This window comes from Cryobacterium zongtaii, from assembly GCF_002909375.1.
GTDB lineage: Bacteria > Actinomycetota > Actinomycetes > Actinomycetales > Microbacteriaceae > Cryobacterium > Cryobacterium zongtaii.
The window spans coordinates 1-12,912 of sequence record NZ_PPXD01000033.1; the positions used below are offsets into that span (position 1 = coordinate 1).

Genomic DNA, 12,912 nt, shown 5'->3' on the forward strand with positions numbered 1-12,912 from the left:
CCGCGCACCCCGGCCGCGGCATCGGCCCCCCGCACCCCCGCCGCACAGGTTTCCCCTCCGCTCGCGACCCCGCCGGCTGCGACGACCGTCCCTCCAGCCGCCCCAGGCTGGGCCACCCGGACGCCGGGCACCCCCGCTGCCGTGCCGGTCGAGCCCGCCGCGGCGGTCGCCACCAGCCCGGCTGCCGATGTCAGCCCCGCCAGCCCGCAAGCCGACCGTCCCGATCCGACCGCCGAGACGGTGCCGCCCGCGGCCCCCGTCGTGCCCGTCGGCCCGGTCACCCTGGCCCAGATCAAGGACGCCTGGCCCCAGATCCTCGAGGCCGTCAAGGAGGTCAAGCTCAGCGCCTGGCTCGTGGTCTACACCGCCCGTGTGCTCGATCTGCGCGGCGAAGACATTCTCGTGCTGTCCTTCCCCAGCGAGCAGGACATGCAGGGCTTCAAGGCCCAGCAGGCTCCAGGCCAGGGCGTCAGCGAGTTCCTCCGCGGCGCCATCGTGAAGGTGCTCGGCCTGCGGGTGAAGTTCATCGCCCGCGCCGACTCCGAAACCTTCGCGCCTGCACCCACTTCCGCACCCGCGTCCTCTGCCGAGGTGCCCACCTCCGGACCAGCTGCCCCGGTGCGCCAGGGCAACTCGTCCGCAGCAGGGCAAGGCGCGGAGGGGGCCTCCCCGGCAGGCACGACGCCGACCGCCTCGACGACAGGGTCAGCGCCCGCTGCCTCCGCGCCGAGCGTTCCGTCGACGAGCACCGCGCCGACCTCTGCCGCTGTCGATCTGCCTTCGGCCGGTCCCGCCGTCTTCGGTGGCCCGTCCGGCGATGCCACCTCCGGCTCCACCTCCGGTACCGGCCCGGCATCGGCCGCGACCACCGGAACCGCGACGGCGACCCTCGCACCGCCGGCCACCTCCACAGGCTGGGCCACCGTGGTCATCCCCGGATCCGCTGCCGCCCTGGCCGCTGCCGAGACCGCGGCCGGTGAACCCATCGTTGTCCCGCCTGTCCTCGGGGCACCCGGCAGTGCATCCACCGGTGCACCCGCCAGCGCGCCAACTAGCGCCCCCGCCGACACACGCTCCGCCCCCGCCGGCACCCCAGACGCCACGAGCGCCCCGGCCGACACCGCACCGTCGTCAACATCCGCCGCCGCACCTAAATCTGCCGCGTCGCAGTCTGCACCGCAGTCCGCCCCGGCCTACGACTACGCGCCCGAGCCCGACATCGAGCCGCCCTTCGACGAGGAGCCGCCGCCATACGACGACCTCCCGCCGGACCCGCAACAGTTCGCCGCACCCCCGGAACCGCCCCGCGGCGCCCGGCCGGCCACCCAGCCGGCCCCAGTCCAACAGGCTCCCCGCCAGCAAGCCCCCGGCCGGCGTTCGCCCGCGTTCGCCGAGAAGCAGCGCTACGGCGAGGCCGTGGTGCGCGAGATCCTCGGCGCCACCTTCATCGAGGAACAGCCGCACGACCCGATCTCGCGACAGAGGAACGATAACTAAATGTACGAAGGCATCGTTCAGGAACTCATCGACGAGCTCGGCCGGCTGCCCGGCATCGGCCCCAAGTCGGCGCAGCGCATCGCGTTCCACATCCTGCAGACCAAGAACTTCGACGTGACCCACCTGGCCAACGTGCTGCTCGAGGTGCGCGACAAGGTGAAGTTCTGCGAGATCTGCGGCAATGTGTCCGAGCAGGACACCTGCATGATCTGCCGCGACCCGCGCCGCAACCCCACCTCGATCTGCGTGGTCGAAGAGGCCAAGGACGTCGTCGCCATCGAGCGCACCCGCGAGTTCAAGGGCCTGTACCACGTGCTCGGCGGGGCGATCAGCCCCATCGACGGCATCGGCCCAGACGACCTGCGCATCCGTCAGCTGATGACGCGCCTCGCCGACAACACCGTGCAGGAGGTGATCATCGCCACCGACCCCAACCTCGAGGGCGAGGCCACCGCCACCTACCTCTCCCGCCTGCTGACCACCCTCGACATCAAGGTCAGCCGCCTGGCCTCTGGCCTGCCCGTCGGCGGCGACCTCGAGTACGCCGACGAGGTCACCCTGGGCCGTGCCTTCGAGGGCCGCCGCACCGTCACCAGCTAGCGCTCCGCCCGCTCCGCCCGCTCCGCCCGCTCCGCCCGGTCTGCCGGGCTCCGCCGCGCCCCGGGAGCCCCACGCCACCCCGCCTCGCACACGGCGTCACATGAACGCCCGAGAATACGAACGCATTTAGGATGGGAGCGCGGGATGTCGCCGCGTACCCGGAAGCCAGGAGTGCCCACGTGAGCCTGATCGTGCAGAAGTTCGGCGGATCATCCGTTGCCGACGCCGAGAGCATCAAACGCGTTGCCAAACGCATTGTCGACACCAAGAAAGCCGGTAACGACATCGTCGTGGCCGTCTCCGCGATGGGCGACTCCACCGACGAGCTGCTCGACCTCGCCCACGAGGTCACCCCGATCCCGGCGCCCCGCGAGCTCGACATGCTGCTCACCGCCGGCGAGCGCATCTCCATGGCCCTGCTCGCCATGGCGATCAAGAGCATGGGCTACGACGCCCGCTCGTTCACCGGCAGCCAGGCCGGCATGATCACGGATGCCCAGCACGGCGCCGCGCGCATCGTCGACGTCACCCCCGGACGGCTGCGGGATGCCCTCGACGAGGGCGCCATCGCCATCGTCGCCGGTTTCCAGGGCTTCAACCGCGACACCAAGGACATCACCACCCTCGGCCGCGGCGGCTCCGACACCACCGCCGTCGCCCTCGCCGCCGCGCTCGGCGCTGACATCTGCGAGATCTACACGGATGTCGACGGCATCTTCAGCGCCGACCCTCGCGTGGTCCCCAAGGCGCACAAGCTCGAGCGGGTCTCCAGTGAAGAGATGCTCGAGCTCGCCGCCGCCGGCGCCAAGGTGCTCTACATTCGGGCCGTGGAATATGCCCGCCGGCACGGGGTCACGCTGCACGTACGGTCGTCGTTCAACAACAACACCGGCACCATTGTCTACAACCCGGGCGCCACTAGCCCGTACGCCACCGAAATATTGAATGGAGAGCCCGTGGAAGAGCCCATCATCGCGGGGGTCGCCGCCGACCTCAGTGAGGCCAAGGTCACCGTCGTCGGTGTCCCCGACATCCCCGGCAAGGCCGCGCAGATCTTCAAGATCGTCGCCAAGACCAACGCCAACGTCGACATGATCGTGCAGAACGTGTCGGCCGCATCCACCGGTCTGACCGACATCTCGTTCACCCTGCCCAAGTCGGAGGGTCAGCAGGTACTCACCGCGCTCACCAACGAGCAGGCCAACGTCGGTTTCGCCGGCCTGCAGTACGACGACCAGATCGGCAAGCTCGCCCTGGTCGGCGCCGGGATGCGCACCAACACCGGGGTATCCGCGAAGCTGTTCGAGTCGCTGTTCGAGGCCGGCATCAACATCGAGATGATCTCCACCAGCGAGATCCGAATCTCCGTCGTCACCCGGGCCGACACCATCAACCAGGCCCTGCGCGTGGTGCACACGGCCTTCGGGCTCGACAGCGACGACGAAGCCGTCGTGCACGGCGGCACCGGCCGCTAAGGCCCCGTCCCGCCCGCTCGGCAGCCAACTGTTGCCCGTGCGGACATCTGCGCCCGGTACGCCGGCACCATTTGTCCGCATCGGTAACAGTTGAACCCCGCGGTCACCCGCCGGCCTCCGCCGGCCCATCGGATGCCAAAACCCGCGCACCCCGGCATAACTCCTGCAATTTCTGCCAAAAACCCCCGTTTTGTCCCGTTTGGGCTCCAACCGGGGAGAATTGCAGGAGTTATGCGCATCCCGGCACAAGATCACCGGCACGAGACCGACCCGCACCAGACTTGACTGAGTAAGGACCACACAGTGACCAGCACCGCAGCCACCAGCACCGCAGCACCCCGCCGCGCCGGGATCAACATCGGCGTCGTCGGCGCCACCGGCCAGGTCGGCGCCGTCGTGCGGCGCCTGCTCGAGGAGCGCGACTTCCCGGTCGCCAGCATCCGCTACTTCGCGTCCGCGCGCTCCGCCGGCACCGTGCTGCCCTACAAGGGTGAGCGGATCGTCGTGGAAGACGCCTCCACCGCCGACCCCACCGGACTCGACGTCGCGATCTTCTCCGCCGGCGCCACCCTGTCCAAGAGCCAGGCGCCCCGGTTCGCCGCGGCCGGCGTAACCGTGGTCGACAACTCGTCGGGCTGGCGGATGGACCCCGACGTGCCGTTGGTGGTCAGCGAGGTCAACCCGGAAGCCATCGACCAGGCCGTCAAGGGCATCATCGCCAACCCGAACTGCACCACCATGGCCGCCATGCCGGTGCTCAAGGTGCTGCACGACGAGGCCGGCCTCGAACGGCTCATCGTGAGCACCTACCAGGCGGTCTCCGGCAGCGGCCTGGCCGGCGCCCAGGAGCTGGCCAGCCAGATCCGCGCCGCGGCCAGCGACGACAACCTCCTCCAGCTGGTGCACGACGGCTCCTCGGTGAGCATGCCCGAGCCCACCATCTACAAGCGGCCGATCGCGTTCGACGTCATCCCGCTGGCCGGGTCGATCGTCGACGACGGCCTGTTCGAGACCGACGAGGAGAAGAAGCTCCGCAACGAAAGCCGCAAGATCCTCCAGCTGCCCGAACTTCTCGTCAGCGGCACCTGCGTGCGGGTGCCGGTCTTCACCGGCCACTCGCTGTCGATCAACGTCGAATTCAGCAAGCCGATCTCCGTCGCCCGCGCCACCGAACTGCTCAGTGACGCGCCCGGCGTGCAGCTGAGCGACATCCCCACGCCGCTGGAAGCCGCCGGCGCCGACCCGAGCTTCGTGGGCCGCATCCGTCAGGACCCCGGTGTGCCCAACGGTCGCGGCCTGGCGCTGTTCATCAGCAACGACAACCTGCGCAAGGGTGCCGCGCTGAACGCGGTGCAGATCGCCGAGCTCATCGCCGCGAAACTCGCGACCCACGTCGACATCGGATAGGCACGCGGTCGAGGTCCGCTCCGCTAGTGTCAGAGCTTGTGGAGACGATCAGGGCAGCAGGAACCGGGAGCCGGGTGGCTTTCGCCGTATTCGCGGCGACCGCGCTGGCGCTCATCGGCTCCGCGCTCATCCAGCTCGTTCTCGGCGGCAACGCTGAACACCTGTTCATCGCCCTGACGGCCGTGGCCATCACGGGCATCCTCGACATCCCCCGGCTCCGGCTGGGCACGGTGCCGCACCGCAGCCCGGTCGTCAGCCTGCCCATCGTGGTCGTGCTGGCCGTCGACCCGGTCTTCGCGCCGCTGATGTCGGTGGGCCTGGTCTGCCTGGGTGTTCTGATCGTGGTTTGGGTCCGCGCCCGACGGCCCGAATTGGCGTTGTACGCGGCCGGGCTCACGGGTCTGGGCGGTGCCGCGTTCGCCGGCGTCCTCGCTCTGCTCGCGTCCCTCGACGTGACGGCCGCCGGCGTCGCCGCCGCAGCGGCGCTCGCCTACTTCACCACGGTGGTGGCGCTGGAGGCTGTCCGCCGGCGGTTCGACCGGACCGGCCTCGACCTCGGCCCCGGACGACAGTACTCGGTGCCCCGTCTGGTCCTGATCGGCGGCGGGTTCGCCGGGCTCTGCGCCCTGATCAGCCAGTGGACGCATCCGTTCTTCGACACGCGCACCGATACACTGGCCACCGCCGTCACCCTGGTGCCGCTCGCGATCGTCGGCGGCGGCACGATCCTGCTCGTGCGCGCCATGTCGATGCGCCGCCGTCTGGCCGGCGTGGTCGACGGGGTCATCGATCTCAACGCCACGAACCACTTCGTCAAGTCCGGCGGGCAGGCCACCCCCATCACCATCAGCCCGGCCAGCAGCAGCGTCGACCTCGCCAGCGTGCTGCGTCGCGCCGCCATCGCCACCGTGGGCGTCGAATCCGCCGGCATCCGGCACGAGCCGGCCGGCCTGGGCGAGATCGACGCCCCGCTGTCGATCGGACCGCTCGGCCAGTACCTGGTGGCCCGCCGCGACGTGATGGACTACCCGTTCACCGGGGATGACCGCCGCGCCCTGCAGGCCCTCGCGCACACCGCCGACGTGGTCTACGCCGCCCGGGAGAGCATCGGCGGACTCACCATCCGCGCCAACACCGACCCGCTCACCGGGCTGCCCAACTACGGCGCCTTCCAGGATGCTCTGGCCAACATCAACGACCACCGCGACTACTCCGAGGCGCTGGCCGTGCTGTTCATCGACCTCGACGACTTCAAACGGATGAACGACCGCTACGGCCACCAGGCCGGCGACGAGATCCTCAGTGAGATCGGTCGTCGACTCAGCGCCGTCATCCGCCCCTACGACGTCGTCGCCCGCGTCGGCGGTGACGAGTTCGTCGTCATCCTCACCCGGCTGTCGTCGCTGGCCGAGGCGAAGCTGCTGGCCGAGAACATCATGGAGGCCACCGGCGAACCCCTCGCCGTCAGCGGCACCGTGCTCAACCCGATCCTCAGCATCGGCCTGGCCTACTCCGCGCACCGCGAGACGGATGTCAACCAGCTGCTGCGCGATGCCGACCGCAGCATGCTCGCGATCAAGAAGTCCCGCCGCCGCGGCGGCCCGGCCAACGAGAGCAGCATCAACATCTCCGGGCACCGCTCGTCGCAGATGAACGACATCGTCGCTCGCGCCATCGACGAGGACCTGCTCGAACTGGCCTTCCAGCCGATCGTGAGCCTGGTCACCGGCCAGATCTGGGCCTTCGAGGCGCTGGTGCGGTACTCCGACCCCGAGCTCGGCCCGTTGTCGCCGCCGTCGCTGGTGGAGAAGGCCAAGAGCCTCGGCCGGCTCGACGCGCTCACCCGCCAGGTGGCCCTGAAGGCGATGGCCGCCGCCGCGGACTTCCGGCTGATCGAACCGCGCATCGTCTGCATGACCATCAACGTCGAGGCCGGCCAGATCCTGCCGCAGCGGGTCGGCAGCTTCGTCGAAGAACTGGCCGACCGCTACCCGGGCATCTCGCTCTGCCTCGAGCTCAACGAACGCTCCGTCGCCCGGGTGTCCACCGCGGTGCGCGCCCAGGCCGACCACCTCCGCGACATCGGCATCATGATCGCCCTGGACGACTACGGCTCCCAGGATTCCTCGGTCGACGCGCTGGTGCGGATGCCGATGGACATCCTCAAGATCGACAAGAGCCTCGTCGACGACCTCGACGATGTGCGCCAGCGTGAGGTGCTCACGGCCCTGCAAGGTTTCGGTGACAACCTCGAGTATTCGATGATCGTGGAGGGTGTCGAGAACGAGGCGATGGCCACCCATCTCTCCGCGTTGGGCATCCGCAGCGCCCAGGGTTTCCACTACGGCGTGCCGCGCAGTTTTGAAAAGACCCTCGCCCGCCTCGAAGAGTTCGGGGCCGCCGCGGTACTGCCCGTGCGCGCCGCGTCTGAGCTTCCCCTCTGAACGCTAGGGTCGCAGTATGGTCGAGCAGAGTTTGAGGTTGCCGCACGTCGGCGTGCGGGAGCGCGTTGAGCGGTCCGTTTTCCTCTCCCAGCTGCTCCTGGCCGCGGCCACCCTGCTGCTCGTCGCGGTCACGGTCGCCAAGGACGCGTCCATGTTCGTGGAGCCGCTCTACTTCCTCGGCGTCATGGTCATCTTCGCCACCACCGGGCTGGCCGCCGCCGTGCCCTGGCGCCGGCTGCCCAAGATCTGGATCATCGTCCTGCCGCTGCTCGACATCGTCGGGCTCACCCTGGCGCGCGAGGCGCAGCCGCAGCTCGGTGTCAGCTTCCTGCTGGTGTTCCCGGTGATCTGGCTGTCGACCCACTTCGGTCAGGCCGGCGCCGCCGGCAGTGTCATCTTCGCCAGCGTGCTGCTCTGGGCCGGTCTGCCGTTGAAGCTTCTCACCGACCCGAACAACGCCACCGGCTACGCCACCTCGCAGGCGCCGCTGCTGGCCGTCGTGACGATCATGCTCGCGTTCGTGGCCTCCGTCACCTACACCACCAACCGGCGGGCGCTGGCCCAGCGGGTGCTGCTCACCCAACAGGCCGGTCTGTTCGAGGCGGCCCTGCAGCGCTCCCGGCGCCAGGAGCAGACCCTCGACGAGATCTTCAACACCGTCGACTTCGGTGTGGTCGGCTACGACAGCGACGGACGGGTCAACTTCGTCAACCGGGCCCAGCGGTCCATGCTGACCCGGTTCGGCGTCAGCGACGGCATCGGCCTGGCCACCATCGTCTACAAGGAAGACGGTGTCACGCCCTTCGACGGTCCCGACCGGCCCACCCAGCGCGCCATCCGCGGTGAAACCGTTGACAGGGTCACTGTGTGGCTGGGTTCCCCCGACCAGCCGCAGGCCGCCGTGCTCGTGTCGGCCCGGCCCATCCACGACCACACCGGCCGGTACGACGGCGGCGTGATCGTGACCCGCGACGTCACCGCCGAGGTGCGGGCCGTGCAGGCCAGGGACGACCTCGTCGCCTCGGTCTCCCACGAGCTGCGCACCCCGCTCACCTCGATCCTGGGCTACCTCGAACTCGCCCTCGACGACGAAACGATCGACCCCGACACCCGCCGGATGCTCGAGATCGCGTCGAAGAACTCCGACCGGCTCCTCGAAATCGTCTCCGGCCTGCTCACCGCGGCCAGCGAGTCCAAAGAGGGTCTCGCGCTCACCGTCGCGCCCTGCGACCTGTCCGCGATCATCACGGAGGCCGTCGAGTCGGCCGAGCCGCTCGCCGCGCAACGCGGCATCCGGTTCGAACTGGCCGAGCTGGCGCCGATCACGGTCACCGCGGACGCCTTTCGGCTGCGCCAGGTGATCGACAACATCTTCTCCAACGCGATCAAGTACAACGTGGAGTCCGGCAAGGTCAGCGTCGAGGTGCTGGAGGTGTCCTGCGGCATCGAGGTGCGCGTCGCCGACACCGGCCGGGGCATGAGCGAAGACGAACAGGGCAACCTCTTCGACAGGTTTTACCGGGCCGACTCGGTGCGGGGCTCCAGCGTGCACGGCACGGGACTGGGCCTGAGCATCAGCCGGGACATCATGCGCGAACACGGCGGCGATCTGCGCCTGGAGTCGACCAAAGGCAAGGGGACGACGGCAATCGCCACGCTCCCGGTAAACAGAGGTTGAGCGTGGCACGCCACGCTCAACGGGGGACAACATGCACCTAGACGGACCCACCCTGCAGATGATCAGTGGGTTGATCACGATCCTGTGCGGGGTCTCATTCATCTTCAACACCGCGCTGAACCGCAACGACCCGCCCGGCCGTCTGTGGAGCCTCGCGTTCGTGGCGGGCATTATGGTGGCCGTCGGTTACGGCGTCTACATTGTCAGCGCCGAGGCATGGTGGTCGATCACCTTCGCCAACGTGTCCCTGGTCATCGCCGTCGGCGCGCTCTGGTCGGGCAGCAGGGTCTACAACGGCCGCGGCTCCGGCTTCGCCGTGGTGGGCGGCCTGGCCCTGGTCGTGGGCGTCATCAGCCTCCTCCCCGGCGCTGACGGCGGCGAGTGGGCCGGGGCTGCCCCGCTCTGGCTCGTCGTGGCGCTGATGGGCGCCTTGGGTGGCACCGAGGCCCTGCGCGGCCGGCTCCGCCGCAACGTCAACGGGCGGATCTTCGCGCTCGTGCTCTTCGTCGTCGCCCTCTTCTACTCCGGCCGCGCCATCGTCTTCACCGTGGACGGCGTCGACAGCGCCACCTTCATCACCTACTTCGACTCAGGCACCACCTCGATCCTCAACATGGCGCTCATCGTGACGGCCTGCGTCGCCACGTCGATCCTGCGCGCGGAGCGGGTCGGCAGCAACGCCGTCGGCGACATCACCGTGGGCATCCATTCGGCCGCGGGCGTGCTGTCCGGCACCGCGTTCCAGCAGGCCGCCACCGACCATCTGGAGCGGGCCGAACGGGCCGAGCTGGGCCTGGCCCTGATCGGCGCGGACATCGACAACCTCCCCGAGATCAACACGGCGTTCGGGCGCGTCACCGGTGACGAGGCCATCGCCCGCTTTGCGGACACCCTCCGCGGCAGCGCGCCACTGTTGGCGCAGATCGGACACCCGGCTGCCGGCCGCTTCTACGTGCTGGCCGCCGTCGGATCCGCCACCGAGGCTCTCACCATCGTGCAGCGGATGCAGAACGCCCTCGTCGACGGACCGATGGGGGAGTCCTACAAAATCCGGCTCACCGCGAGCTTCGGCATCGGGGACACCTTCGACCACGGGTACGACCTCGCGGCCCTCACCGCCGCGTCCGGCCGGGCCATCGACGTGGTCAAGCGCCGCGGCGGCAACGACATCGCCGTGACCACCGAAGCCGCCGTCACCCGCGACCCCTGACCGCGAAACAGCCGGCGGGCGGCTAGGGCACGATCGCGACGGTGATCTGGTCGCTGGCGGTCTGCTTCGCGAACGAGGCCGAGGTGGGCGTGGTCTGGATGAGCAGCTCGTAGGTGAACGACAGTGTGACGCTGGTGGCCGTCGGGTCGAGGGCCGACAGCACGTAGGTCTGTCCGTAGCTGTACGGCGCCTTCATGAGGTAGCCGGGCACCAAGGTGGTCTGGTCCACGAAGGGTGCGGGCGGCTCCAGCGCGCCCGTGGGCCCGGTGACGGCCGTAATGACGGTCATCTTGGACAGGAACACGTCCTGGCCGTCGTCGGTGCCGAGCGTGGCGCTGAGCGAGAGGCTCACGGGCTTGTTCGCGGCCGCGGTCCACTCGCCCATGTTCAGGCTCGAGGAGTAGTCCACGGTGAGCGCCGCATCCCCGGCCGTGATCTGGTGCCGGGTCGATCCCGTGGCCAAATCGTTCTCGATCGCCGTGAGGGTGGCCTTGGTCTTCGGGGTCGCGGACGGGCTCGCCTCGAGGCCGGCCCAGGGGGCCTGACCGCAGGCGGAGAGAGTAATCGTGAGGCCGGCCGCACAGGCCAGCGCCGCGAGGCGGGTACGGGTTGACGTCGTCATGGGATCCCCCGGGGGTGCACTGGTGCGCGCGGGTGCTGCGCTGGTCTTGAGCATATCTTGTGAGAACCTTGCCCCCGGCCGGGGGTCAGACCGTGTTTTGCCCTGACACAGTGGGGACTGTGAATGACAGCAACAACGCCACCCAGACCGCGCCCAGCCCGGATGCCCACGCCAACGAGTTCAATTCGATGGTGGAGGGCCTGCCGACGTACCGGTCCACCGTGGGCTGCATCGTTCCCGCGTACAACGAGGCCGACTCCATCGCCGGCGTGCTCGACTCGCTGCTGGCCCAGACCCGGCTGCCCGACGTCATCCACGTGGTGGTCAACAACACCACCGACGACACCGTGAAGATCGCCAGCCAGTACGCCGGCCCGCACGAGGTCGTCACCGACGGCGTGATGCAGTTCACCGAGGTGTTCGTGCACGACATCGGGGTCAACCCCGACAAGAAGGTCGGCGCGCTCAACTACGGCTTCTCGCTCATCGAGGGCTGCGATTTCCTGCTCGGCGTCGACGGCGACACCACGGCGTCGCCCAACGCCGTGGAGCAGCTCGAGGCCGAGATCTCCTCGGACACGCGCGTCGGCGGCATCTCCGCGATCTACAGCATCGACGACACCGTGATCCAGGGCCTCGTCCCCAGCTTCCTCATCGCCGGCCAGCGCGCCCAGTTCGCCGCGTTCAACATGCAGAACATGCTCCGCGGCCGCAACATGGCCGTGCTCGGCGGCCAGTTCTCGATCTTCTCCATCAAGGCCCTGCGCGAGGTCATGGTCGACAGTCACCAGGCCACCCCGTGGGTCAAGGACAGCGAGGTGGAGGACTCCCTGCTCTCGCTGCAGATCAAGAGCGCCGGCTACCTCACCAAGATCAGCGCCCAGGCCCGCGCCAACGTGGGCGGCATGACCACGCTGCGCGGCCTGGATGCCCAGCAGGTCAAGTGGAACTTCGGCGCCATCGAGCTCATGTGGCCCGGTCAGCGCGGCGACACCAAGGGGCAGCCGTTCCACCCCAACCTTCGCCTGCGCTGGCTCGAGAACTTCTCGATGATCGTCAACGTCATCACCCGGGTGATGTTCTTCATCCTGCTGTTCGCCTCGCTCTCGATCGACGCGTTCGTATTCAGCCCGATCTGGCTGATCCCGCCGCTCATCGCCATCCTGCTCAACTTCCGCACCGCCATGTCGATGAAGAGCCGCACCTGGAAGGACATCGTCTTCGCAATCGGGTTCCTCCCCGCCGAGATCTATATGTGGGTGCGGATCGGCCACTTCGTGCGCGCCTGGACCAAATTCGCCAGCAACAAGCAGGTCGACAACTGGGCCGAGCAGGCCAAGGCCGAGCGCGGCTCCGGTAACGCCTACCTGGTACCCCTCCTAGTGGGACTCGCCGCGGCGGCCGCGATGGTGTTCATCTGGTTGCAGCTACCCATCATGGTCCAGTCCACCATCCTGTGGATCGGATGGCCGATCCTTGGAGTGACCACAGTGCTGCAGACTTTGACTATGTTCTTCACACTGATCAAGCGCCACCGCGGCTACCGGGTGTGAGCGCCCACATCGAGGCCCTCGCCCTGCGCAAACTGCTCGCCCAGATGGGCGGCGACCAGAATATGCAGCGCCGCTTTGTGCACGACTTCGTGCACCTGTGGCACAGCCGGTCCAAGCGGCTGGCCGTGGCGCTGACCCAACGATTCCCGGATGCCGAGGAAGCCCACGTGGTGTTGCTGAGCATCCGCTCGAGCAGCACCATGGTGGGGGCGGTCACGGTGGAGGCCACCGCCGCGATGATGCACGACGCCCTGCGCGACGGTGATATCGCGGGTTCGGTGAGTCACATGACCAGGCTCAACGAGGTCGGCGAGCTAGCCTGCTCCGACCTGGCCACCATGTTCGCCCTACAGCGCTAGCCCCGCCTCGTCGGTCGAGCCCACCTCGTCGGTCGAGCCTGTCGAGACCCCGCGACCCGAAAACGAC

Annotated in this window: 10 protein-coding genes; 9 read left to right on the plus strand and 1 reads right to left on the minus strand. The window is 68.8% G+C overall.

Annotation, left to right across the window (positions count from 1 at the left end; translation table 11 throughout):
* From C3B61_RS19825 to C3B61_RS19150, 7 genes are all read left to right on the plus strand, one after another.
* On the plus strand, positions 1-1,497 hold a 1,497-nt coding region (locus C3B61_RS19825), incomplete at its 5' end, for a DNA polymerase III subunit gamma/tau domain-containing protein (protein ID WP_482764190.1).
* Positions 1,498-2,097 carry a recombination mediator RecR gene (gene recR / locus C3B61_RS19125; protein ID WP_088455142.1) on the plus strand — a complete coding sequence of 200 codons (600 nt, stop codon included), beginning with the start codon at positions 1,498-1,500 and terminating at the stop codon, positions 2,095-2,097. It abuts the gene before it with no gap.
* A gap of 179 nt (positions 2,098-2,276) precedes the next feature.
* Positions 2,277-3,572, plus strand: coding sequence for an aspartate kinase (locus C3B61_RS19130; protein WP_103432718.1), 1,296 nt, complete (start codon positions 2,277-2,279; stop codon positions 3,570-3,572).
* A gap of 303 nt (positions 3,573-3,875) precedes the next feature.
* Entirely contained in the window at positions 3,876-4,979 is a 1,104-nt protein-coding gene (locus C3B61_RS19135) for an aspartate-semialdehyde dehydrogenase (RefSeq protein WP_103462043.1), read from the plus strand.
* A gap of 74 nt (positions 4,980-5,053) precedes the next feature.
* On the plus strand, positions 5,054-7,423 hold the full coding sequence (locus C3B61_RS19140) for a putative bifunctional diguanylate cyclase/phosphodiesterase (RefSeq protein ID WP_103462044.1): 2,370 nt from the start codon (positions 5,054-5,056) through the stop codon (positions 7,421-7,423).
* 16 nt (positions 7,424-7,439) lie between these two features.
* Positions 7,440-9,101, plus strand: a complete 1,662-nt coding sequence (locus tag C3B61_RS19145) for a sensor histidine kinase (RefSeq protein ID WP_103462045.1) — start codon at positions 7,440-7,442, stop codon at positions 9,099-9,101.
* 31 nt (positions 9,102-9,132) lie between these two features.
* Complete coding sequence (locus tag C3B61_RS19150; protein ID WP_103462046.1) at positions 9,133-10,311, plus strand: diguanylate cyclase; 1,179 nt, start codon at positions 9,133-9,135, stop codon at positions 10,309-10,311.
* Positions 10,312-10,333: 22 nt separating this feature from the next.
* Here the strand turns inward: C3B61_RS19150 and C3B61_RS19155 are convergent, their stop codons facing one another.
* Entirely contained in the window at positions 10,334-10,933 is a 600-nt protein-coding gene (locus C3B61_RS19155) for a hypothetical protein (RefSeq protein ID WP_103462047.1), read from the minus strand.
* 119 nt (positions 10,934-11,052) lie between these two features.
* On the opposite strand from C3B61_RS19155, the gene C3B61_RS19160 reads away from it, so the two are divergent.
* Positions 11,053-12,486 carry a glycosyltransferase family 2 protein gene (locus C3B61_RS19160; RefSeq protein ID WP_244286012.1) on the plus strand — a complete coding sequence of 478 codons (1,434 nt, stop codon included), beginning with the start codon at positions 11,053-11,055 and terminating at the stop codon, positions 12,484-12,486.
* Positions 12,483-12,845 carry a hypothetical protein gene (locus tag C3B61_RS19165; RefSeq protein ID WP_103462048.1) on the plus strand — a complete coding sequence of 121 codons (363 nt, stop codon included), beginning with the start codon at positions 12,483-12,485 and terminating at the stop codon, positions 12,843-12,845. Before C3B61_RS19160 ends, C3B61_RS19165 begins: the two co-directional genes overlap by 4 nt.
* Positions 12,846-12,912: the final 67 nt, after the last annotated feature.